17 protein-coding genes are annotated in these 22,929 nt (G+C 63.8%); 7 read left to right on the top strand and 10 right to left on the bottom strand.

Features of this window, described 5'->3' with window-relative positions:
* Positions 1-126 precede the first annotated feature (126 nt).
* A complete protein-coding gene (locus Pan44_RS15170; protein ID WP_197453347.1) occupies positions 127-1,323 on the bottom strand; it encodes a DUF1570 domain-containing protein in 1,197 nt (398 codons plus the stop codon).
* 177 nt (positions 1,324-1,500) lie between these two features.
* On the opposite strand from Pan44_RS15170, the gene Pan44_RS15165 reads away from it, so the two are divergent.
* The gene (locus Pan44_RS15165) at positions 1,501-2,754 is read left to right on the top strand and encodes a hypothetical protein (protein WP_145030863.1); all 1,254 of its coding nucleotides are present in this window, start codon (positions 1,501-1,503) and stop codon (positions 2,752-2,754) included.
* A 91-nt stretch (positions 2,755-2,845) separates the two neighbouring features.
* On the opposite strand, the gene Pan44_RS15160 is transcribed toward Pan44_RS15165, so the two are convergent.
* Positions 2,846-3,631 carry a dienelactone hydrolase family protein gene (locus tag Pan44_RS15160; RefSeq protein WP_145030862.1) on the bottom strand — a complete coding sequence of 262 codons (786 nt, stop codon included), beginning with the start codon at positions 3,629-3,631 and terminating at the stop codon, positions 2,846-2,848.
* 283 nt (positions 3,632-3,914) lie between these two features.
* On the bottom strand, positions 3,915-5,150 hold the full coding sequence (mutY, locus tag Pan44_RS15155; protein ID WP_145030861.1) for an A/G-specific adenine glycosylase: 1,236 nt from the start codon (positions 5,148-5,150) through the stop codon (positions 3,915-3,917).
* A 155-nt stretch (positions 5,151-5,305) separates the two neighbouring features.
* Between mutY and Pan44_RS15150 the strand changes: the two genes are divergently transcribed.
* The 3 genes from Pan44_RS15150 to Pan44_RS15140 all read left to right on the top strand — a co-directional run bounded on the left by Pan44_RS15150 (position 5,306) and on the right by Pan44_RS15140 (position 11,708).
* Positions 5,306-8,572: a tetratricopeptide repeat protein gene (locus tag Pan44_RS15150; protein ID WP_197453346.1), complete on the top strand. Its 3,267-nt coding sequence runs from the start codon at positions 5,306-5,308 to the stop codon at positions 8,570-8,572.
* Between the two features lie 139 nt (positions 8,573-8,711).
* Positions 8,712-9,575: a MotA/TolQ/ExbB proton channel family protein gene (locus Pan44_RS15145; protein WP_145030859.1), complete on the top strand. Its 864-nt coding sequence runs from the start codon at positions 8,712-8,714 to the stop codon at positions 9,573-9,575.
* A 153-nt stretch (positions 9,576-9,728) separates the two neighbouring features.
* On the top strand, positions 9,729-11,708 hold the full coding sequence (locus Pan44_RS15140; RefSeq protein ID WP_145030858.1) for a sigma-54-dependent Fis family transcriptional regulator: 1,980 nt from the start codon (positions 9,729-9,731) through the stop codon (positions 11,706-11,708).
* 88 nt (positions 11,709-11,796) lie between these two features.
* On the opposite strand, the gene Pan44_RS15135 is transcribed toward Pan44_RS15140, so the two are convergent.
* Positions 11,797-12,837, bottom strand: coding sequence for a phosphatidylserine decarboxylase (locus Pan44_RS15135; protein WP_231754061.1), 1,041 nt, complete (start codon positions 12,835-12,837; stop codon positions 11,797-11,799).
* Positions 12,838-13,082: 245 nt separating this feature from the next.
* Here Pan44_RS15135 and Pan44_RS15130 point away from each other — a divergent pair, with 245 nt between their 5' ends.
* Positions 13,083-15,383, top strand: a complete 2,301-nt coding sequence (locus Pan44_RS15130; RefSeq protein ID WP_145030857.1) for a tetratricopeptide repeat protein — start codon at positions 13,083-13,085, stop codon at positions 15,381-15,383.
* Between the two features lie 105 nt (positions 15,384-15,488).
* On the opposite strand, the gene Pan44_RS15125 is transcribed toward Pan44_RS15130, so the two are convergent.
* Together Pan44_RS15125 and Pan44_RS15120 are read right to left on the bottom strand one after the other, a co-directional pair.
* On the bottom strand, positions 15,489-15,932 hold the full coding sequence (locus tag Pan44_RS15125; RefSeq protein ID WP_145030856.1) for a hypothetical protein: 444 nt from the start codon (positions 15,930-15,932) through the stop codon (positions 15,489-15,491).
* A gap of 188 nt (positions 15,933-16,120) precedes the next feature.
* On the bottom strand, positions 16,121-17,545 hold the full coding sequence (locus tag Pan44_RS15120) for a serine/threonine-protein kinase (RefSeq protein WP_145030855.1): 1,425 nt from the start codon (positions 17,543-17,545) through the stop codon (positions 16,121-16,123).
* A gap of 430 nt (positions 17,546-17,975) precedes the next feature.
* Here Pan44_RS15120 and Pan44_RS15115 point away from each other — a divergent pair, with 430 nt between their 5' ends.
* Positions 17,976-18,197 carry a hypothetical protein gene (locus Pan44_RS15115; protein WP_231754060.1) on the top strand — a complete coding sequence of 74 codons (222 nt, stop codon included), beginning with the start codon at positions 17,976-17,978 and terminating at the stop codon, positions 18,195-18,197.
* A gap of 58 nt (positions 18,198-18,255) precedes the next feature.
* On the opposite strand, the gene Pan44_RS15110 is transcribed toward Pan44_RS15115, so the two are convergent.
* The gene (locus tag Pan44_RS15110; RefSeq protein WP_145030853.1) at positions 18,256-18,927 is read right to left on the bottom strand and encodes a lysophospholipid acyltransferase family protein; all 672 of its coding nucleotides are present in this window, start codon (positions 18,925-18,927) and stop codon (positions 18,256-18,258) included.
* A complete protein-coding gene (locus tag Pan44_RS15105; protein WP_145030852.1) occupies positions 18,924-19,739 on the bottom strand; it encodes a hypothetical protein in 816 nt (271 codons plus the stop codon). The genes Pan44_RS15110 and Pan44_RS15105 overlap by 4 nt, the downstream gene beginning before the upstream one ends.
* A 148-nt stretch (positions 19,740-19,887) precedes the next feature.
* Between Pan44_RS15105 and Pan44_RS15100 the strand changes: the two genes are divergently transcribed.
* A complete protein-coding gene (locus tag Pan44_RS15100; RefSeq protein WP_145030851.1) occupies positions 19,888-21,453 on the top strand; it encodes a hypothetical protein in 1,566 nt (521 codons plus the stop codon).
* Between the two features lie 36 nt (positions 21,454-21,489).
* Here the strand turns inward: Pan44_RS15100 and Pan44_RS15095 are convergent, their stop codons facing one another.
* Together Pan44_RS15095 and Pan44_RS27430 are read right to left on the bottom strand one after the other, a co-directional pair.
* A complete protein-coding gene (locus tag Pan44_RS15095; RefSeq protein ID WP_145030850.1) occupies positions 21,490-22,731 on the bottom strand; it encodes an outer membrane protein assembly factor BamB family protein in 1,242 nt (413 codons plus the stop codon).
* Entirely contained in the window at positions 22,728-22,895 is a 168-nt protein-coding gene (locus tag Pan44_RS27430) for a hypothetical protein (RefSeq protein ID WP_197453345.1), read from the bottom strand. The genes Pan44_RS15095 and Pan44_RS27430 overlap by 4 nt, the downstream gene beginning before the upstream one ends.
* Positions 22,896-22,929 lie beyond the last annotated feature (34 nt).

The raw sequence follows: 22,929 nt of genomic DNA, 5'->3' as shown, positions 1-22,929 counted from the left end.
GTATCAAGAGGCGAGGTATAGCAGCGAACTGGAAAGCAGCACAACTTCAGACGAAGAGGTCCGGCGAACGGGTTTCCGGGCCCTCTTTTGAGGTCGTGACCGTCGATGCCGCGGGCGGAGCGTCGCCTATCGCTTCTTATCGAGTTCGGAGGCGGACAAGGCTTCCGCGGCCACCTTTTCGCCGTAGCGCACGTACTCGATCTCGAGCCAGACCATATCTTCCTTGAAGTTCTCCTGGAAATCGCGGAGGCGTTCTTCGGGCGGATAGGGATCGAGCGGGTTGCGGGTGGCGAGAGTCTGAAGATACCAGCTGAATTTCCGGGCGCGGGTTTCGATCAGGTAGTTCGTGAACAGCCAGGCTTCGCTGTAGGTATCGACGGGCGACTGTCTGAACGAATCGTCGCTGGCGATCAGCTCCGAAAGCCCCTGCTGCGGCTGGCGATCCTTTTGGAAGGAACTCCAGCTCGCGATGCGGGGAACATTCACACGGGTCGAGGTCCTGGTCTTGAGGTATCCGTCCTGGCCACGTTCGAACTGCATGGCCAGTCCCTCCACAACCCACAACGGGTTGTTGCCGATCCGTGAATGCAGGCCCGAATTGAAGGCGAGCTGGTGGATCGCTTCGTGAACGGCGGTGTCGCAGGCCGGGGTGGACGAATCGATCGGGCCGGAATTGGCTTCGTGCGAGCTGGGCATTGAGGCCGGGCCCCGTGAACCGCCGGTCCGTCTGCCGCCGGCGGATCGGGCCGGCTCCCCGGCCGTGGGATTGTCCGCCGGATCGTCATAGAGCATGACGCGATTGGAATGCGGGTGGTAATAGCCGCGAAGGGCTGCGCCTGGAGTCACGCCGTCTTTCGCGCACTGGGCGAGAAACTGGTCGCGGGTCGGAAAGACGATCGCGACGAGCGGTACGTCAGGGTCGACGATGGCGAACTTGCGGACCCGCAGGTACTGGAGGAACTCGCGGGAGACCTGGTCGAACAGTGCGGCGAACTGGTCTGCCTTGCCCCGCGGGGCGGCAACGACATATCCGCCGCGGACCGCCACTTCGAAGCCGGTTCCCAGTTCGGCGGCCAGGTTCTTCTTCACTTCCTGAATGGGGCGGGATTTGAATTCGGGCGTCACCTGGCGGAATGCAGTGACGGACGCGAGCTTCACCTGCACCAACCGGCCGTCGATGTCGACGAGCCAGCATTCGTCCTTGTTGGAGGCGAGCTGCCGTCCCTGCACGGCCTTTCCGGCGGTCGTGAGTTCGATCAACGGCGCCGCGGCCGCCGGCGTGGTCGACGCCAGGGCGAGGCAAATGGCGAGGTGTCGCAGCATGAATATCGGGACCAGCAAAGAGGGCACATTCCGGCGTCGTTGCCTCAGCCGTTGCGAGAACCCTACGTCACCGGGCGCGGGATGCGGGGACAGGATCGGAACCGCGGGAAGGAATGTTCGGGTTATGCCGGTCAGGCGTGGTAGAGTGAGGCGTCCCCGTCGATCCTGTTGATTGCCATGCGCCGGTTCCTGCCTGTCCTCCTGCTCGTCTTCCATTGCACGGCGCCATATTGCGCGGCGGGGAAGCCCGACCGGAACGTGGTGGAGAAGCTGGTCACCGACCTCGGTTCAGCGAGCCGGCGCGACCGTGAGCTGGCCGAAGAGAATCTCGTCGCCAGCGGACCGGAGGTGCTGGACCTGCTACCACAGTCCGCAGGGTCCCCGGCGGTGTCGGCGGCTCTCGACCGGATCCGAAGGGAATTGGAGCAGGAAGCGGCGCGACTCGCCGGCCTCGCCTCCCGGATCTCGCTGACAGGACAGCGATCGTGGAGCGACATCGAGAAGGCGTTCCACGACCAGACCGGGCAAGTCATCCGGCTGGCAGGAATCCGCGCGCCGTCGGGCCCTCTCGACTGGACGGAGAAGCCTTTCTGGGACGCGGTGCGGGAACTCGAAACGCAGACTGGAACTTCCGCCGCTCCGGAACGCGCGGCCGAGGCGCTGTTTCTCAGGCCGCTGACGAACAAGACCGAGAGTGCCGTCGCGACGTCGGGGCCATGCCGCGTGGAATTGGTCGGAGTGTCGGAACGGGCCAATCTGGTCGATCCCACGATGTCGTTACTGACGGCGCGATGGCGGGTGCGTACCGAACCGCGACTGAGACCGCTGTACCTGATCGTGGCAGACCGGCAGTGCTCGCTTGGAATGGGCCCCGAGCGATTTGCTCCCCTGAGCCCCGATGCGCGGCGGGAGATTCCGTGTGACCGATGGGACGGGTGCGAGATCGACACGGCGTTCCAGGCGCCGCGGGGTGTCGATCGATCCAAGCTCGAGTTCTCGGCCGACGCGACGCTGAAAGTGGCTGCGTTGCCCCTGCGACTGCGCTTTGACGACCTGCAGGTTCCTGTCCCGCGTCCCCTGCGACGGGGAGCGGTGACCGGAGCGGTCCGCCGCGTCAAAGCCGATCCAGGAGCCGGAACGATTTCTCTGGAACTGACCGTCTCCTACGAGCGTGGCGGACCGGAGTTCGAGTCGCACCGGATGTGGATCTACCAGAATGCCGCCTGGCTGGAGCTGAGCGAGGGGGGTGAGGCAATCGTCCCCGAAAGCGTCGACTTGAAAGAGATCTCCAGCACCGGCGCGACCCTCGGATTCACGTTCGACAACGTCGTGGCCCCGGCCGCGGACCTGACGTTTGTCTATGAAGCGCCATCGCTGGTGATCGATGTGCCGGTTCGCGTAACAGGGTTGCCGGTCCCGGTGACTCAATAGCTCGTCGGCGAGACCTGAGCAGACGCACTGCGGCAATGAAAAATCCCGGCCGCCTGGGGCATGCCGGGATTCGCGTTCATCCCAAGCGTCATTACCTGCTGAACTTTTCTTTGAGGAGGCCCTGCAGGCGGGCCCACGAGCGTTTGTCGGCTTCGGCGTCGTACTTCATCCCCTTCAGGCCGAGTGCATCGGCCGATATGACGGTGAAGCTGTGCTGCGCGCCGGCGTAGTAATCCATTTCCCAGTCGGCCCCGCCGGCATCGAGGGCCGCGCGGAACTGCTGGATCGTCTCTTCCGGGATGAATGAATCCTGAGCGCCGTGGCAGACCAGGATCGTCGCCTTCGTCTTTTTCACCTGATCGGCCGTGGGGACGGGGAGTGCTCCGTGGAAAGAGGCAACGGCTTTCAGATCTGCACCGCTGAAGGCGAGCTGCAGGGCCGTGGAGCCACCGAAGCAGTATCCGATGGATGCCAGCTTCGACGAATCGCACTGCGGCTGCGACTTCAGGACATCGAGGGCCGCGGTCGCACGTTTGACCCATTCGTCGACATTCTGACGGACCATGCCCGCCATCTTCTGGGCTTCCTGTGGATGCTCGGCTGTTTTTCCGTCGCCGTACATATCTGCTGCGAAGGCGATGTAGCCCTCGGCGGCAAGTTCTTTCGCCCGCTCGCGGGCGTATTCGTTCAGCCCCCACCATTCATGGACGACGAGGATCCCCGGCCGCTTTTCCGTCGAGGCATCATCCCAGGCCAGGAACCCTTTGAACTCCTGGGCGCCGTGCTTGTAGGTGACGGTCTTCGTCTGGACGGCAGCGATCGATGTTGACTCGCACATCAGAACCGCAATCGCGGCGATAATCAGGCAGCGCACCATTCCCAGCAGGCCTCCGTTCAAGTGAATCGTTTCCAGGCATCAGGACCGAATCGGTCGCGTTGCGACCGACAGACGCATGTTCCCCGCGTCGGCGCAGGCTGACAAGTGCCCGACGCGGGTGAGAGTCGAAGGCGACTGGCGGTTGCAATCTCGAATGGCTGAATCCGGGGTGCCGTGTTCAGATGCGAAAAGCCCGGCTTCAGCCTGTGTTCTCCAGACGGCCCGTCGACAACGGATCACATTGATTTCATTGGAGACGCCGGGCTTTCGCGTTGCCGACCTGCTATCGCGGTTTCGCGTTCCTGCGGCGGCCCGAGGTTGAAGAAAGTTCGAAGGGGGCATCAGGGGCCCAGCCTGGCTGGTCCAGGTCGCGAACGAGGCGGCGGGCGGCCATCGGCATGGGCAGGGCCGCGAGTTCTTCGAGTTTCAACCAGCGAACCTCAGCCAATTGAGACCACTCGCCAGCCGCATAGTTCGCGACGACGCGGGCAAGATGAATGCGATAGCGCGTCACCGAATGCGAGAAATGGGGGAGCAAGGCGGCAGGGAGTGCGTGCAGCCCGGTCGAATCCATGAGCGCATCCTGCAGTCCGGCGAAAGCCTTGCCGGGAGTTTCGATGGGCCGTTCCAGTGGCAGCCGGGGGAAATCCCACATGCCGGCCCAGCGTTCGCCGGGCTGACGCTGCCGGACGAGCCACGTGCCGTTCCGCCGGACTGCCATGACAGCCTCGTGGACGTCGGTGACTTTGGGCCGGGCCTTCGCGGGGGGAATCTGATCCTGCCTGCCGGCGCGATGCGCGCGGCAGAGATGGACCAGCGGGCATTCCTCGCATTTCGGCCGTCCCGGCACACAGACGAGCGCGCCCAGGTCGATCAGCGCCTGGTTGAAGGGCCCTGCTCCTCGCGCAGGGAGAATCCTTTCAGCGAAGTTCCAGAGACGCGTCTGCCCATCGGACGTGCGCGGGTCTCCTTCATCGCCCGCCAGTCGGGCGTAGACCCGCTGTGTGTTCGCTTCCAGGATCGGGGCCTTCACATCGAAAGCGAACGACGCAATGGCGCCGGCGGTGTATCGGCCAACTCCAGGGAGCCCGCGAAGGGCTTCGACGTCGCGGGGGAACTCGCCGCCGTGGTTCGACATCACTGCCTGGGCCGCACGATGCAGGTTCCGGCCACGGCTGTAATAACCGAGGCCTTCCCAGGCGCTGAGAACGTCCTGCTCGTGAGCGTTGGCCAGCGTCGCGATATCGGGGAATCGGGCGAGAAACCGTTCGTAATAGGGGACGACGGCGGCAACGGTGGTCTGCTGCAGCATGATTTCGCTGATCCAGACGCGGTAGGGATCGCCGACTCCACGCCAGGGCATGTCGCGGGGCGTCCGTTTCGACCAGGCTTTGAGACTGGTCTGGAGCGAGCGGATCTCGTCGGCCGACCAGTCGCCCTCCGGGGCCTTGGCGCTCTGCGGAGAGGAACGGCGAATCCTGGGGGGGCGTCCGGATTGGACGACATTCGTCCGTGGCACAATTATGATTTCGCGAGGCAAGCGTTTGACTGATTCATCGACGCGGCAGGAGCCTCTTCGGGCGACGCCGCCGGACTGCGTGGCGACTCATGATAGACAAACTGAAATTTCGTGCCGGTTCCACAGCCGCTTTTCTTCTGGCGGTTGCTTGCACGATGCCCGCCTGGGCCGGCCCGGTTGAAGATTTCGACGTCTCGCTGAAGCACTACCAGAACAAGAAGTTCGACCTGTCGGCGGCAGGTTTCGGCGACTTCATCGCGAAATTTCCGAACCACGAGCGGCGCGCATTGGCCGACCTGTACTACGGGCAATCGCTGATGCAGCTGAGGCGTTTCCCGGAGGCGCGGGCCGTCTTTTCCGAGTTTCTCAAAGCCAACCCGACGCATACCGACTACGCGCTCGCGATGTATCGAGAGGCGGAATGCGCGTTTTTCGTGAACGACCTGACCGCGGCAAGCCAGCTGTTCGCGGCGTTCGTCGCGAAGTTTCCGGAGAACGAGCTGAGCGCGTGGGCATGGTATTACCTGGGGGAAAGCCACCTGCAGCTCGGCAGCCCTGAAAAAGCGGCGACGGCATTTCAATCAGGACTCGAAAAGTTTCCGACCAGTCCGCGAGCGGCCGAAACGAAATTTGCGATGGGACGTGCGTACTCCTCGCTGAAGGACATCGAAAAAGCCGCCAGGACGTTCCAGGAAATCGCCGACGATCCGATGAATCCACGGGCTCCGGACGCCTTGTTTGCCCTGGGATCGATGCAGTTTGACGCGGGCCACCTGGCGGAAGCGGCGGCGGCGTTCGACGCGGTGCGCGAGAAGTTCCCGAAGTATCGACAGGCCGTCGAGGCGGCCCTCAACTCCGGCTCGTCGTACTACAAGCTCAAGGAATACGACAAAGCCGTGACCGCCTTCGAAGCGGCCGCGCAAGGACCGGGGGACAGGCTGACGGCCCGTTTCTGGGCTGCGCAGGCGCGGCGGAGCCAGGAACGGTACGACGACGCCATTGCCATCAACAAGGCGGCCTACGAAGAGTTCAAGGACGATCCGAACGCAGCAAAGCTCCTCTACTACTGGGGTGACTGCGAATTCCGCAAAGGGGATCTGGAAGCAGCGGTTCCTTTGTTCGTGCGATTTGCCGACACCTACGCAACGCACGACTTTGCGGACGACAGTCTGCACTACGCGGTCGAAGCGTCGCTGAAAGCGGGCGATCTCGCCCGGGCCGAGGAGCTGCATCAGCGTTTTCTCCGGGACTATCCGCGGAGCGGCCTGACGATGCTGGAATCGATCCTGCATGGCCGAATCCTGCTGGCGCGCGCCGAAGCGCTGAGCCCTGCCCCGCCGCCCGGCGCCGATGCGCGGGCCGCACTGCTGTCTGCGGCCGAGGTGTTCGACGGCGTGGCCAAGGCGTCGAAAATCGAACGGACGAGTGCCTGGGCGACGCTGCTGCTGGCGCGAACACGCTCAAAGCTTCCCGACTGGCAGGGGGTCATCGAAGCGACAACGCCTCTGAATGAGCGGTTGTCGGCCCTCGAGAAACCGGAGGAGTTTGCCGAGTCGCTGTACCTGACAGGGGTCGCAGCGGCAGAACTGCAGCAATGGGTTCTGGCGGACGCATCTTTCGACAGGTATCTGAAACTCACGAACGATCCCAAGAACGCCGCGGCCGCGTTGTCGCAGCTGGTCCTGGCGCGAACCAAGGCGGGCAAACTGAACGAGCTGGACGAACTCTGGCCGCGGTTCACCGAGGCGGGCGTGCCGGCCGAAGACCTGGGCAACGCGATTCTCGCCGCAGCGGATTCCGCGATGAAACAGGAACGATTCGCCGAAGCGGCCCAGCTGTTCGAGCGTCTCGAGGCCCTTCCGGAGGCCGCGAAGTTTCATGCGGCGGCCCGTTCGGGGCTGGGGCATGCGAAATTCAATCAGAAGGATTATGTGGCTGCGGCCGAGGCGTTTGGACGGCTGATCAGCGATCCGCCGACGGACAACCCGGTGCTTGTCGCGGACGCGGCGTTCATGAAGGGGCATTCGCTCGACCAGGCGCAGCGGCGTGAAGATGCGGCCGCGGCGTTTCAAAGCGGCGCGCTGTTGATCGCCGGCAAGGAGGGTCGCCTCGGCGATCCGCCGGCTGAGCCGCGCGCAGCGTGGCTGGCCTTCGAGTCGATGCGGTCCGCCGCCACTCAATACGAGGCGATGGACGACATCGTGAAGGCGGACGACGCCTACGCCCAATCCTGGGAATACCTTCAGAAGCTTCCGGCCGACAAGAAGGCGAACCTCGACAAGCTGCTCTACAGCTGGGCGAGGGCCAATTACGTCGCCAAGAAGTTCGATAGGGCGGACGAGTTGTACGCCCGGCTGCTGCGGAACCATCCGGCCAGCTCGTTCGCGGACGACGCTGCCCTCTACCTCACCGAAAGCATGGTGCTGAGTGGCAAGTCGGCTGAGGCGGAGATCGAACTGAAGAAGCTCCTGGCCTCGCCGACGACGGACGACGCGGTGCGGCCCGAGGTGCTGCACAACCTGGTTGAACTCGCAGCCGACCGCGATGGCTGGGACGACGTCCAGACGTTCGCCCGGGAATTGATCGAACGGTTCCCGAATTCTTCGCATCGCACCAACGCGAAATATCGGCTGGGAGAAGCGGCGCTGAAGTCAGGCGACGTGGCGACGGCGCGGGAACTGTTCACCGAGCTGAGAATCGCGTTGAACGCTGAGATGTCGCCGGCCGACTCCGAGCTGGCCGAGGGGATTTGGATCCTGTCCGCCGAGGCGGCCATCGCAACGCCGGCGGCCAACCAGACTGCAGTTCCGGTCGATCACGCGGCCATCGACGGACTGGTTGAGGAATTCCACAAACGGTTTCCGCAGTCGAAACTGACGTACCTGATCGATTACATCCAGGGGCGGAGCCTGATTCGCCGGGCGCCTCCGGATGTGGAAAAGGCCCGCATCGTCTTGCAGTCGGTCGTCGATTCGCCTGACGGAAAGAACACCGAAACGGCGGCGAACGCCCACCTGAGGCTGGCCGACACCTACCTGCTGGCCCAGAAAGCAGACGAATACCCGACGGCTTACCGGCTGTATTACGACGTTTCCGTCCGCTATGAGGATCCGGTGATCCAGGCGGCGGCCTTGTTTAAGGCGGGTGAGATCCAGGAGAAAATGGCGAAACGCGACGGCGCTGTGGAGACATACCGCGAGCTGTTGATGAAATTTCCGACTTCGACGGAGGCGGAGAAGGCCCGGGCGCGACTGAAAGCGCTGGGCGCGGACGCGGCACCCGCTGAGGGGGCAGCCCCCAAGCCTGCCGAGGACCTTCCCAAGACGTCGCCAGAGCCCAAGCCGGCCGAGGATCTTCCAAAACCTGCTCCCGAGCCGGAACCGACGCCGGCGACCAGTCCGACGCTGCCGTCTATTCCCTGACGAGCGAGCGGGCGTCGGCCGCCGTCAGTTAACGTGGAGAATCAGGCAGAGCGTGTGATGGGGAGAGCCGTCTGGACTGATCGGTCCGGACGCGCAACAATGCAGCGCCCCCTGTTTTTGACGCCTTGAAGGAAGCGAAATGGCCCCAAGCAGTTACCGATCGCGATGGATCGGCCTCTGCGCCTTTGCGGCCTCTCTGCTCTGTGTCGCTCCTGCCCTGCTGGCCCAGGAAGCGCCGGCCGCGGCAGCTCCGGCAATCGAGCAGCAGATGCCGACGAACATCATCGAGATGGTCGAGTCGCTGGGGCTGTGGGCGCTTCCCTTCGCCGTCCTGTCGCTGGTCCTGCTCTGGTCGTCTGTCGAGCGTTTCGTAATGTTGCGACGCGGCCGGGTCGTTCCGAAGCCGTTCGTCCAGCGATTCCTCAACCTGGTTGAGACGGGCGAACTCGAGCGGGAAGAAGCACTCCAGGTTTGCGAAGAGAACGGCAGCCCGATCGCCGAGCTTTTCTCCCATGGTGTCCGCAAATGGGGCAAATCGAGCGTTGAGGTCGAGCAGGCCATCATTGACGGGGGCGAACGTCAGGTCGCGGGCCTGCGTTCGAACCTGCGAGTGCTCAACGCGATCTACACCGTCGGTCCTCTGTTCGGGCTGCTCGGAACGGTGTGGGGCATGCTGATGTCGTTCGAGCGAATCGCAAATGCCGGCGCGATGGGAAACAGCCAGCAACTGGCGGCGGGGATTGCACTGGCGCTCGTGACGACGGCCGCCGGGCTGGCCGTCGCGATTCCGGCAATCCTCCTCTACCTGTACTTCGCCGGCCGGGTCGATGCTCTGGTGATGGAAATGGATGGGCTGTCCCAGCGGCTGGTTGCGGCGATTTCCGCAGAGGGTCTGGCTGATCGGGCAGCGCGTCCACGGCGAGCCGTACGCGAAGCGCCGGCCGCGCCCCCTGCTCCCGCTGGCCATGCTGCTGCGGTCGCGGCGGGCCCGAAGAAGAGGTGACGTTCAATCATCGTCAGATTGAACGCGCGGCACACCTCCACGTGCCATCATCTTGACGCTGCCGCGGTCCAGAAGTATCACACCGAAGGTGCGCACCGACATCGCGGCGGGGGCGCGCTGTGATTCGCCCTCGTCATCCCCGGAAAATTTCTGATGCCCGCACGCTGGCTCGCGTGGTCCGATCTTCCCTGGCTGCAACGTTCCCAACCCAATTCACAATGGCTGCATCTTTCTGATCGGCTGGCCTCTGTCGCCGCCGAATCGAGTTCGCCGCAGGTGTTTCGATCATCGCTGCTGTCGCCGCTCTCCATGGAGTTCGGGGCAAGCTGGTCTGCCATCGTCGAGCGACGCGACACCTGGCAGGTGATCGCCGAACAGGGAATGAAGGGGGGCCTTCCCCTGCCGGTCCGGGAGGTGGAGGAAGCGGCCGATCGCGACGCCGCCGGCTGGATCGGTCCGCATGACGACCAATCGCTGCCCGTGCTCGTGGCCCCGCTTTCCACGCGGCCACAGTCCGCCCTGGTGCTGATGGGGCGAGTGTCGGCTGAACAACTCTCGCCGCTGCTGGCGATGGCGCGCGTGATTTCAACGGCGCTGTCGATGCTGACGTCTGCAGCCGGGAAAGAGCGCGAAGCGACGCGGCTGCGTGCGATCCTCGAGATCTCGCGTCGGCTCGCGAATGAAACGGAAACCCAGCCGCTGCTGGAAACGATCGCTCGGGAAGCGACGCGTCTCCTGGACTGCGATCGAGCGAGCATTTTCATCTGGGACCGGGAGCAGAAGCAGCTTGTCGCCTCGCCGGCGCTGGGAGTCTCCGGAGGGAAACTGTACCTGCCGGACTCAAAGGGCATCGTCGGAAACGTGATCCAGACGGGCGCCATCGCCCAGGTGGACGAGGCGTACTCCGATCCCCGTTTCGACCAGAGCGTCGACAAGGCCAACGGCTATCGCACGCGGAACCTGCTCTGCGTGCCGCTCGTGAATGGAGCGAACCAGCGGATCGGTGCGTTCGAACTGATCAACAAAAACCGGGGAGACTTCAATGCCGACGACCAGCGGACGCTGATTGATCTGGGCGCGCAGGCCGCGGTCGCGATCGAGAACGCCCGGCGGCATGACCAGCTTGTCCGCAGCAACAAGCAGCTGACGGAACGCGTGATGGGAGGTGTGGAGATCATCGGGGACAGCCCGGCGATGAACGCGCTCCGGGGGACGATCGACCGTCTCGCCAATACCGACCTGCCCGTCTTGATCCTGGGTGAGAGCGGCACGGGGAAGGAAGTTGCGGCGCAGTCGCTGCATTACATGGGGCCGCGGTCCAATCAGCCGTTCATTGCCGTGAACTGCGCGGCGCTGACGGAGACGCTGCTGGAAAGCGAGTTGTTCGGCCACGAGAAAGGGGCGTTCACCGATGCCCACCAGACGCGTGAAGGAAAGTTCGAACTGGCTGAGGGGGGCACGCTGTTTCTCGACGAGATCGGCGATATGTCCCTTGGCGGCCAGGCGAAACTGTTGCGCGTCCTCGAGCAGAAAGTGATCACGCGGGTCGGCGGGTCACAGACGATTCCGATCAATGTCCGCGTCCTCGCGGCGACGAACGCCAGCCTCGCAGACATGGTTCGCGACAAGAAGTTCCGCCAGGACCTGTACTACCGCCTCAGCGTCGTCACGCTCGACATTCCCCCGCTCCGGGACCGTCCCGAGGACATTCTGCCTCTGGCGGAATTCTTCCTGGAGCGTTTCTGCCGGCAGGCGAACCGCAAGAAGCTCGTCATCGGTCCCGAGGCGGCCAAACGGCTGCAACTGCATGGCTGGCCGGGCAACGTCCGCGAACTGCGAAACCTGATGGAGCGGGTCGCCTTCCTGACCGCCGGGGACCAGGTGGGATCGGAAGACCTGGCATTCATTCTCAGTCCGCAGCGGGACGCCTATGAAGACCTGTCCGAAGGAATCGGGCTGGCCGAAGCGACGGACCGGTTCCAGCAGGAATACATCCGCCGGGCGATCAAGCGGGCACAGAACAACATGAGCGACGCGGCCCGCGTGCTGGGGCTGCATCGCTCAAACCTCTACCGGAAGATGAAGCAGCTGGGCCTGCCGGTGGATGAGGCGAAAATCACTGGGGGAGATTGACCGGTGCGTCCCCGGCAACGGTCGCGGAGCGAAACTGCCGGGAGACCAACCCCTTGCGTGCCCTCCCTGGTTTCCGGGGGGGCCGCTTTTATTCCCGGTAGGTCGCCAGGATGCTGCTGCCGGCCTGCACTGTGTCGCCCAGTTTGATCTTCAGCTCGAGCGCTGCCTCGCGCGGCAGAACAAGCTCCGTCCGTGACCCGAGCTTGATCATTCCGAACTGCTCGCCGGCGGTGAGTTCGTCGCCTGGCTTCATCCAGCAGACGATGCGGCGCGCGATGGCGCCGGTGATCTGGCGGACGACGAAGCGCCGGTAGGGCGCCTGCGTCATCTGCATGCGCAACGCGAGCTGCTCGTTCTCCCGAGCCGACTCAGGACGCAGCGCGTTGAGGTATTTTCCCTTCTTGTAGCGAACGCCAATCACGCGGCCGGGAAGCGGCGAGCGATTGATGTGGACGTTGAAAATCGACAGGAAGATGCCGATCAGCACGGCGGGTCCGCCGACGAACTCATCGTGCTCAATTTCGTCGATCGTCGTGATGACTCCATCCGCGGGCGAGACGACGGTTCCGCGTCCCTGTGGAATGTCGCGCTGTGGATTGCGGAAAAACCAGGTGATCAGTCCACCGATGACGAGGAGCGTGGCCACGAGCAGCCAGCCGATGGCGCCAACGACTCGCCCGGTTTCGCGAGAGACGAGCCACCACGCCAGCCCAGCTCCGCCGCCGTAGAAGATCAGGGAAAAGACGAACAGTTCGGCCAGGCCGGTCCGGGTGAACGGAAGCCGATCGCGCCAGGTGAACGGATCGTCCGCCTTGTCCCACCAGTAGCCCCCCTGGTTCCGAAAGAACTTGAGGTCGCGCGGGTCGAGGACCTCGTGGGGACAGCGATTCTCTGTTCCTTTGCGCAGGCGGCGCATCCGTTCGACGTACCCGCGGCGAAACGCACGGAGCCACCAGCGCCTCACATGCCCCCATGCGAGTTCGAGGTGAACAATCACGCCACCGCCCGGCTGTTCCCACGTGAGGCCGGGATCCATCGGCTCGAGCGGCAGGAGTCGGCTGTTGATCGCGCCGTCAGGATCGGAAAGCGGACCTCCGGACGGTCCGGGTTCGGTGGGCGAAGTCGCCATGAAGGAAGTCAGGTCAATCAAGAAGGGGGAAACCGAGGCCGGTTCGGAAAACGGCTGGGAAACGCTCAATCGTATCGGCCGACTTTCGATCGCAACAGCCCCGCGAACGGCTCAAAGAGTCCCAATTGTTCGCTACGAATTGAGACTGCTAGAATCGAGCCGCGTGGCCGAAGGGAGTCCGGTCTGCTTTCTGCTGATGGTCTCCGTACGGCAATGGGACGGATCGGACCCGGGAGTGTGCGTTGATGACAGGATTTCTGAGACGGTCAGTCTGCCGGCGAATGGTGAGCACCTGGCTGCTGACGGCGATGACCGGCCTGCTGCTCCCCGCTTCGTCGTCCGGGCAGGACTCGGCCAAGGCGCCCGAAGCCGCCCCCCCGACCCCTGTCACCCGCTTTCCGGGGCTGCCGGTCCAGGAGGGGGACGACCCGCTTTCGCTGTTTATCCCGAAAGACGAGGAGACGAGCGATGAGAAGCTGAAAGACGAAGCGCTGGCCTGGTTCATGACGGCCCAGCTGCACTATTCCCGCGGCGAAAACTCCGAGGGGCTCGCGGCACTGAAAAAGACTGTTGAGAAAGACCCCTCATCGCTGACACCGTACCGGATCCTCGTGCCCGCGCTGCTTGATGCGCGCGACCTCGATGCGGCACGGAAATATGCGCTGCAGGGAGCGGCCCTCAAACCCGAAGGAATCATTCTGGTCCAGGGAGTGGCACTCGTCCTGACGCGCGTCCGACAGGTCGATGAGGCAATCGCCCTTCTGCAGGAGGGGCTGGCGCTGGTTCCCAGGGAGAAGGAACTGGGGCGGTATCTTTCCCTGCAGCGGCAACTGGGAGCCCTGCATAAAGCTGTTGGAAAAAATCAGGAGGCATCCGACTACTACAAGCTCGTCTTTGATGCCCTGCAGGCGCCCGACAGCAAGCTCAGCCCGGAGCAGATTAAGGATCTTCTTGGCGAGCCCGGGGCGCTGTTCGATGAATTCGGCAATGTGTTCCTCCAGTCCGCTCAACCGGAACTGGCCCTGAAGGCATTTGACGAGGCGTCGAAGTACCGTCCGTCGCGCCCGGGAATTCACAGCTATAACCTGGCCCTTCTGTTCCGGGATACCAAGAAGCCCGAGCAGGCGCTGGCAGAACTCGACAAATACTTCGCCGCCCAGTTGCAGATCAAAGGGCGGGATGCCTACCAGCTTCTGAAGGACCTTCTGACTGACCTCAAGCGGGACGGCGAACTGCTGGGCCGGCTGGAGAAGATGAAGGAAGCCGACACCCAGAACGCCGCACTGGCCTACTTCCTGGCCGACCAGTACGTCGCGGCTGGCCGCTTCGACGACGCCCTGGCTGCTTATCGCGGCGCTCCGGGGGGGGCCCGCGACCCGCGGGCGCTCGTCGGCCTGGTCCACATCTATCGCCAGAAGAAGGATTGGCCCGAACTGTTTTCGGCGTTGACCCGCGCGTTCCCGGTGGTGGATGCTCAGGACGAGGAGTTAACGCTGCGGTTCCAGGAAGAGGTCGATGCGATCCAGAAGGACAAGGACGCATTCGACGGCCTCGTCGCCCACGCCCGCAAATTACAGAGCGAAGACCCACCCAAGCTCGAGTTTTTCCCCGCCTACATCATGGGGAAGCTGTGCATCGACACCGACCGATCCGAAGATGCGATCGGGTTCTATCGCTATGCGATCTCGATGCAGAACAGTCCGCCGGCACAGCTGTATGTCGACATCGCCCTCCACCTGATCCAGACTGACAAGTTCAAGCCGGCGATCGAGATCCTGACGGAGGCTGTCCAGCATCCTTCACTGGACGATGAACGGCCCTATTTTCTCGATCTGCAGATTGCCGCTCTCGAGATGGATGGGCAGACCGACAAGGCACTGGAAGTCGTGACGCAGGCCAAGCAGGATTATCCTCGCGCCCTGCCGCTGATCAGCCGGGAAGCGTGGATCTACTACCACTCACAGCAGTGGGAAAAAGCGATCGCCGCCTACGAGGCCCTGATTCAGGCGGGCCCGTCGCTCAATGCGAAGCAGGAGATGCTGAATACCTGGCGATTCTCACTCTCCGCGATCTATGTTCACCTCGAGAATTTCGACAAAGGGGAGAGCATCCTCGAAGAGCTTCTTGCGAAGGAGCCGGAAAACACGCAGGCGAACAACGACCTTGGATATCTCTGGGCCGATCGAGGGAAGAACCTGCCGCGCGCCAAGATCATGATCGAGAAGGCGCTGGCCGCCGAGCCTGAGAACGCCGCTTATCTCGACAGCATGGGGTGGGTGCAATATCGCCTTGGACAGTTCAGCGAAGCGAAGGAGAGCCTGCTCAAAGCGGTGAAAGATCCGAAGCGGCAGGACGCTACCATCTGGGACCACCTGGGCGACGTCTACGACAAACTCGGCGACAAAGAGGAGGCGATCAAGGCGTGGATCAAAGCGCTGGAGATCGAATTCGAGAAGCCGAAACAGGAAGAGAAACTGGTGAAGTCGCTGCTCCAGAAGGTTCCGGCGGATCGAATCCCGAAGAAGGACTCGTCCGACTCGAAATAAGAAGTCCATAGCCGGCCAGCGCCCGATCGTGCCTCGCGCTCCCCGGACATCCGGGGAGTTCGAGGAGTTCGAACGGGGAAGGACGCCAACGCGAGGCTGCGGCCGTCAGATCGTCGGCGGGACGTACTCGGCCGGCTCGAACTCGTCGCCATTCTCGCCGTTCTGCCGGGCCTTCTTTTTCTTCTTCCGGGGCGTTTCGCCGGGGCGCGGTTTCTTTTCCGGTTCTTCCGATTTCAGGCGGGCCTTTTCTTCGGCCTCGCGGTCGCGCTGGATCTGCTGGCGAAGCTCGTCGTGGGCCTCTGCGACAGGCTTCTGGGTGAAAGACGATCCGGCGACAAACGCCTGGCCGATCCGCTGTTCGGGGATGCTGTAGCTCTGATCGAGACTCCGCAGCGCGAAGGCCATCTCTTCCAGTTCGGAATTGACGGACCGCGCCACAGCCCCCGCTCCCACAGCGGCGCCGACGACGCCCAGAGTTCCGACGGCGACGGCTTCCGCCGACAGCACAAAGCCGGAATCGTCAAACCACAACGCTTTCAAAGCACGCATGTCTGTCCCCATCGTCCGTTCGCGGAGGGCTGCAACCTTCCGCAAGCTCACAGGACCGTGTGTGGCGGCCGATGGACCTGACTCCCCCAACGTAAAGAGCCTTGAGCATCACTGTCAACGCGAGGTCGCGAAGTTCAGAAAACTGAACAGCCCGATTGCAGGGGCGGCCGGCAGCGATCGGCGGAGACTCAGTTGCGGTCGGCGCCGGTCAGCAGGTGTTCGACAGCGTCGGCGTGGGCCGCGACGTCGCGGACCGTTCGTCGGATTTCTTCCGGATCGATGGTCGCCCGTGGATAGGTATTGACCATCACGAAATGGGGGACGCCGTCGATATCGCGGATCGAAAGCGCTCCATGGCCGATCGTGGAATTGAGCCTGAGGGCCTGCTCGTAATAGTCCGCCCGAGAGGGGCAGCAGACGCTGAAGATCACGATCTCGCCATCGAGCGTGTCGGTGTCGTTCTGCAGGGTAACGACCTGCCCGCGCCCGTCGTCCAGCAGGACGCGAACCTCGTAGTGACCGTTTCGGCGTTTCCAGGTGACGCCGGGCTCGCGATCGAGCGCGTCGTGCAGGAGCGTATCGAGATCCCGCAGATGCCCCTGCACGGCCTCGAGGAGCAGCAGTGCCCCGTTCCCGTCGGCGGGCCGGTTCTCCGGGCTCTTGTCGAGCATCAGGTTCAGGCATTCCGCCATCTCGAGGGGGACTTCGGGCCGCAGTCTCCTGACGTCCGGGACCTTCTCGTGGACGACGGCGTCCATCAGTTCGTTCATGGAATCGCGGGCGAACGGAAGCCGGCCCGTGAGCATCTGGAAGTAGACGACGCCGAGTGCATAGACGTCGCTGCTGCGCGATGCGGGCTCGCCGTGAAACAGTTCGGGGGCCATGAAGTGCGGCGTCCCCGCCAGGGTGTAGGCCGATTCACCCGGTCCGCCGGAAATCCGCTTGGCCAATCCGAAATCACTGATCTTCGGGGTTCCGCGATGTGTGATCAGAACGTTGTCCGGCTTGAGATCGCGATGAATCAGCCCGGCGCGGTGGGCCTCGGAAAGACCCGCGGCGATCCCGACCGCCATGCTCGTGGCGCGCTGCGGACTGAGAGGGTGCTCGTTGAGCATGTGCTGGAGCGAGCGTCCGGCCACGAATTCCATTTCCAGGAACTGCAGGTCTTCGAACTCGCCGATCGCGTGCGCCGTCACGATGTTGGGATGGTTCAGGGCGGCCGTCGCACGGCCTTCGTGCCGGAATCGCTCGACGTATTCCGGATCGCGTTCGGCGAGGTGGGGTGAGAGAATCTTGAGGGCGCAGGGACGGTGGAGCACCCCGTGGCGGGCGAGGAAAACCCAGCCCATTCCCCCGCGGCCCAGGAACTGGTCGCAGTCGTAAATATGAACCCGCGTGCCCACGAGTTGGTGGAGGTCTTCGGCGCGTTCTTCCCGGTCGCGTTCGGCAGCCCAGTCGCCGCTGCTGCGCCACAGGAGCGTCGGCTGCGAAGGATCGAGAAGTTGCTCAGTCGCGGCCAGCATTCCGCACCGGGGGCAATACGGATCGTCGACCCGCCGCAGGAAGCGCTCGTTGCAGCCGGCGCAGAAGAAATCGTGAAGGTTTTCGTTCACCGAATCGGGCGGATCCAGGAGGGCCAGACGGGCGGCGACAGTGTCGAAAGCTCGGAACCACTGTACTTCGCCGGGAGCGACCCCATCTTGACGCTGAAAACATCAAAAGCCAACGAGCCAGAATGCCAGGAGCGAGGCCCTGGCGGGGGCGAGCGGCCCTTCCAGGCCATAGAATTCCGCAACCTGTTCACCAGCAGTCAGATACACCGAAATTCACACTCGAGAGGAGCACCGGTTCCGTAGCCCCTGAGCGCCCGGATGTGTCGATTCTTCCGAAGATCCTCAATTTTCCGCGAGAGACAGGCCGATAAAGAGTTCGGACTGTCATTGCAGTCTGAGGGAGTCCGAGACCGTTCGGGCCGAATCCCCTCCTTCGAGACTCGATTTCCGGGAAAGACCGTTCGCCATGATGCTCTCGCGATCACATCTTATGATCGGGCTGGCTTTGAACTGCCTGGCGACCTGTCTGTTCAGCGGATGCCAGACGACGATCGGCGGGCAGACCCTGCCGTCGGCCTATTACCTGCGCGACGACGTGCAGTACTTCCCGTCAGGTCCGGAAACGCAGCTGCCACTCGCCCGACAGGCGATCGAGGACTACAAGGCCGGACAGCGCGAGCTGAACGAGCAGATTCCCTCGATGACTCCGTAGTCGTCGGGCTTCCGCATCAACGTGCCGTGGACGATCTCTCTGGCATCGTCCACGGATTTCACATTTTTCGCCACGCATCTGCTTCGTTCAGGGCTTCATTCAGGCGATCGGTCACCAGCCGGACCAGTGCGACTTCTGAGCCGCGTCCCTGGAAGGCCTCGAGTTCATCCGGGCTGATCGGCTTTCCGAAAACCACACGGACCGCTCGCGGGCGGAGGAAGAACGCTCCCCGAGGGAGCGCCTCATAAGCGCCGGAAATCGCGACGGGCACGAGCGGAACCCGGGATCGCCGGACGAGAGCGACAAAGCCTGGCTTGAGCGGTCCCAGATGGCCGTCCCGCGTGCGGGTTCCTTCGGGAAACACGCCGACCAGAAACCCCTCTTCGAGGCGTCTCAGGGAAATCCGCAGGCTTTCTGTCCCGGCGGCGTCGCGGCGGATCGGCAGGACGTAGGTCTTCCGCAGGATCCAGCCGATGACTGGAACCTTGAAGAGCGAATCCCTCGCGAGGTAACTCACGGGCCGGTGCAACGACAGGCCAACGAGCAACGGATCGAGAAAGCTCTGGTGGTTGGCGACGAGCAGGGCGGCGCCTTCCGGGAGGTTGTTCAGCCCGCGGACACGATACTGCAGCCAGATCGTGAACACGTTCTGAAGAACAAACTGGATCGACCGCCAGACAGCGTTCCGACGATGTCCCGGTGGAAGCTCGTTCCGCACCGGCGGGCTCATCGCGCCAGGCTCGCGGGTGGAATCACAGTGACCCGCGGAGCGCGTCCCGGAGACTCCATGACACACGTCGTCCACTGTTCGGCCGCATCGTGCTCACGCCGGAACTGCACGAACCGGCCTCCATCGAGGGACGACCGGACCATCATGAGGTCGCCGGTGGTCCAGGGCGTCGCGTGCGGATGTTCCGACTTGAGCCCGTCGTTCGCCTGCCGGCAGATCAGTTCCGCGGCATCCTGCCCGCCGCAAAGAACGATGCAGCTCAGGTTACAGAGTTGCCGTTCCAGGCGAACAAACTCCTGTAGCTTGCCCGCCTCGGGGAAACGCTCCGCCAGGAGAGGCGGGGCCGGACAGCGGATTTCCAGGCGCGTTGTTTCGTCGAGGACCTGGAGAACGCTGTCATCTGCATCCTGAATCAGGAATGAGAGGCCTGTCCGACGGGATTGTTCGCGCAGGTCGCTGTCGATGGCCTCCGAAGTCAGGCTGGCATCGCGGATCGCCGCTGCGAGGCTCGCCGAGAGCCTGCGGGCTTCCTCAGGAGTGCGGTGTTCACGCTGGCAGTTTCCACGTCCGACCGGCCAGCTTTCCAGGAGTCCGCTGGAGTAGATCCTGAGCCGGGTGTGACGCGTGGATGCTCCGCGGACGGACGTCGACCACTCGAGCAGGACGGGGTCGGGAGAGAACGCGCGCGGACGCTCATTGGCCTGCGTGTGCGCCCCCCTCACTCCAACAAAGAGTGCGCCGGTCGCCGCCAGCAGGCTGCGGCGCGTGATCCCGGGGCTTCGTTCGGGCGAGTTGAAGGGGGGGTGGTTCATGAACGAGCGGAATGACGACGATGGCGTCCGAGAGTTTCCAACGGGAACGGCGGGCATCCATCAACCAATGGCGGCCGACGGATCGACGCCGGACGCCGCGAGAAGTTATCGTAAGCCTTGAACCTGTCACAAGAAGAAGTTGTGCGGCATGCGGACTTCGTCGACCGACGAGCTGTACTCCGACGTCGGCGGCGACCGGGATTCGACGCCAGCGCCGCTGCTTGTTTCCGGCCATCTGGACGCCTGGTGGTGCTGGGCGGCGGTGGGCCTCGCGGTCATCTTCGGCGCCGTTGCCACGACGGCCGTTTTCCTCAGGCATCCTCTCCGGTTCGGCTTCTCGGCCGTTTCCCTGCTCGCGGCCGCCGGTGGCGTCGTCGGTTTTGTGATCCAGATCTGGCGCCGCCGATGGCTGACCTGGTCGGGAGATTCACTGCAGGTGACCGGTCGCGGAACCGCGCTGGAGATCCTCGATACGGAGGTGGAAGCGCTGGCGGTGACGAGGGAGTACCGTCACGCAGTTGGCCGGATTGTCGCCGAGGCGCACCGCCTGTGGGTGTGGAGGTCGCCCGGGGAACCGCGCGTTCTCGCCTTTGAAGCACGCGGAATGCTGGGAGAGCCCTCACCGCTGGCTCCCCTGGTTGAGCGGTTGCAGCAGCGACTCGAGAAAAAGGCGCTTGAGGAGCTGAGACGCGAAGGGACTCTTGAGAGGCCCGCCTGGTCGTGGCAGGACGGAGCGGTCGTGACGGTTTCGTCTGGAAAACGGAGCTCCACCCGCGTCACCGGAATGTCGGCAGTCGACAACGACATCGTCGAGCTTCGCATCTGGGTGGCTTCCGACCCACTGCCGGCAGTGCGGCTGCCGCAGTCCGGACAGGATGTGTGGCTCGTGGGCCGGATGCTGCATTCGACCGTCGGCGCACCGGGAGACCCGGGCGTTGCTCCGGCCGAAGGGCTCGGCCGCATCCTGCATGAATCGCGACCTCGCTCTGCCGCGATCATGGCGACGATGCTTTGCGGAATGTCGACAGTGGTGGCGATGCTGGCGGTGTTTGGCGCGGTTCTGCTGCGGTTGACTCCGCTTGCGATTCTCGGCGCCGGGACCGGGATGGGAGCAATCATGCTCGGCTCGACCGCCCGGAGGCTGTGGCAGTGCGCGTTCCGACTTCATGAGACCGGAATCAGCCAGCGGAGCCTCACGGGCGACAGGGCCCTGCGATTCAGCGAGATCGATCAATTCGTGTTTGACGCGCGCCGCCAGTATTCCAAGGGGCGGTATCTGGGGACGCTGTTCACAATGGTGTTCGCCAGCGACAGACAGCCGAAACAGGGCATTCTGCACACCGAACGCAGCGCCTATGAGACCGATGAAATCGCCCAGGTGCGTGATTTCGTTTCGGAGGAAATCGCCGCGGCGATGGCGGCTCGCCTGGTGTCTTCGGGTGAACTCGTCTGGACGCGTGAACTCACGATTCAGGGAGGGGCCCTGCACTGCCAGCCGCGTCGGTTCCTGCGATGGAAGCCCAGGCCTGCCTCGGCGGACATCGACAGCATCCGCGGCTACGACATCTCAGAAGGCTGGTTCTACGTCTGGACGATGGATCGTGACCGTCCCCTCTTCAAGGTCCGAACGACGGAGCCGAATTTCTATCCTGGCCTGCTCGTGTTCGAACAGCTGCTCGAACGGACTGAAACAGTGACCGGGAGGCGGGGCTGAGTCCTCTCCCTCGATGCGCTCGTTGAGTTCCCCGTTTCATTCGCGGTCCGCCCGGAACACGCTGATGCGATTTCCTCCCACGAGCACCAGTCGACCGCCCATGCTCCAGGTATCGCCTCCGGTCAGGTTCCAGGACTGGGCCAGTTCATCACGGCCGACGACTGCTCCGTTCGAACTGTCCAATGCGACCAGCTCGCGCTCAGTCGACCATGCGACCGCGCGGCCCTCGATGGCGACACTCCCAAGCGGAGGCGTATCAACAAAGCCCCAGCGCCCTCGCGGAGCCCCCGTTGCGGCATCGAGAGCCCAGATCCGGCGACCGGCGCAGATCAACTGGTCGCCTGAAAGGCCGCACACCTGGGGATTTTCTTCCTCCAGGTCGAAGGTCCAGCGGACCTGGCCATCATCCGTGTCGATCGCCTCGATCCGCCCGTCAGGTGTCGCCACGTGGACCATTCCCGCGCCCGGGACGATCCCCGCGTGCTTCAGTGTCTGCCGTGCTGCTCGCGGCTCGGTCCTCCACTCGACTCGACGATCGGCCAGCGAAACTGCAACGACGGTTCCATCGATCCGCCTGCAGAACAGGCGTCCGCCGACGCTCACAGGAGCATTCCCCGCCCAGTTCGCAGTCCCGTCCGGAGACACAGGCATGAGAACCGTCGCCCTCAGACTGCCATTCGACGGATCGAGTTCCGCCAGGCCAGGCCGCATCGAGCGCTGCTGGTTCACTACTGGCAGCCAGACGGAATCGCCGACGAGGGCGGGCAATGCAGCCGCTCGCCAGCCCGACGCGGCGAGCGTTCCCTCAAGCCCCTGGGTCCAGAGCAGCTTCCCTTCGCTTCCGCCGACATCAAAGGCGGATAACGTCGGGAAATGGGTGAAATCGCGGACGGAGGCAGGCGCGTCGGAGATGGCGCCCGTCAGCGTCAGGAGACGTCCATCACGGACGATGGCCGAAGTGACCGCACGAGACGGCAGTCCTTGTGAGGACGCCGGTCCCCGATAGATGGCCCCGTCGTCTTTCTCCCGCAACGTCGGCCAGGCGGGCTCGCCGGTCTGCAGATCAATGGCCAGAACACGATCGATGAGCGGGATGTAGAGCTGCTTCGAGTCGGCCGCAGGGACGACTTCCCGGCTGGGCCAATCCCCTTCGCCCATGGCCACCTTGCGCGACCAGAGAAGCGGGCCGGGGCGCAGTATGGCCGCACGCGATGATCGCCCTGCTCCGGCCGCCAGAGCCATGCCGAGCAGGAACGATCTGCGCGAGCAGGCGCTCATGCCTTCTCCCGGAGGGCGTGCCCGATCCAGAAAACGAGCATGCCGACGAGCGTGAGCCCGGGCATCCACAGCAGGCGGAAGCCGAAATTCAGCTGCCAGATGATGAGCAGCGGGAGGAAAATGAGCGCCAGGAACTGCAGTGCGACGCCAATGGAGTTCCGCATGAATCGGGCCCCTCCGGGCACAAAAAGACCCGCC

This window comes from Caulifigura coniformis (assembly GCF_007745175.1).
Taxonomy (GTDB): domain Bacteria; phylum Planctomycetota; class Planctomycetia; order Planctomycetales; family Planctomycetaceae; genus Caulifigura; species Caulifigura coniformis.
Note: the sequence above shows the minus strand (reverse complement) of the source record. Positions and strands in the feature narration are given on the sequence as shown.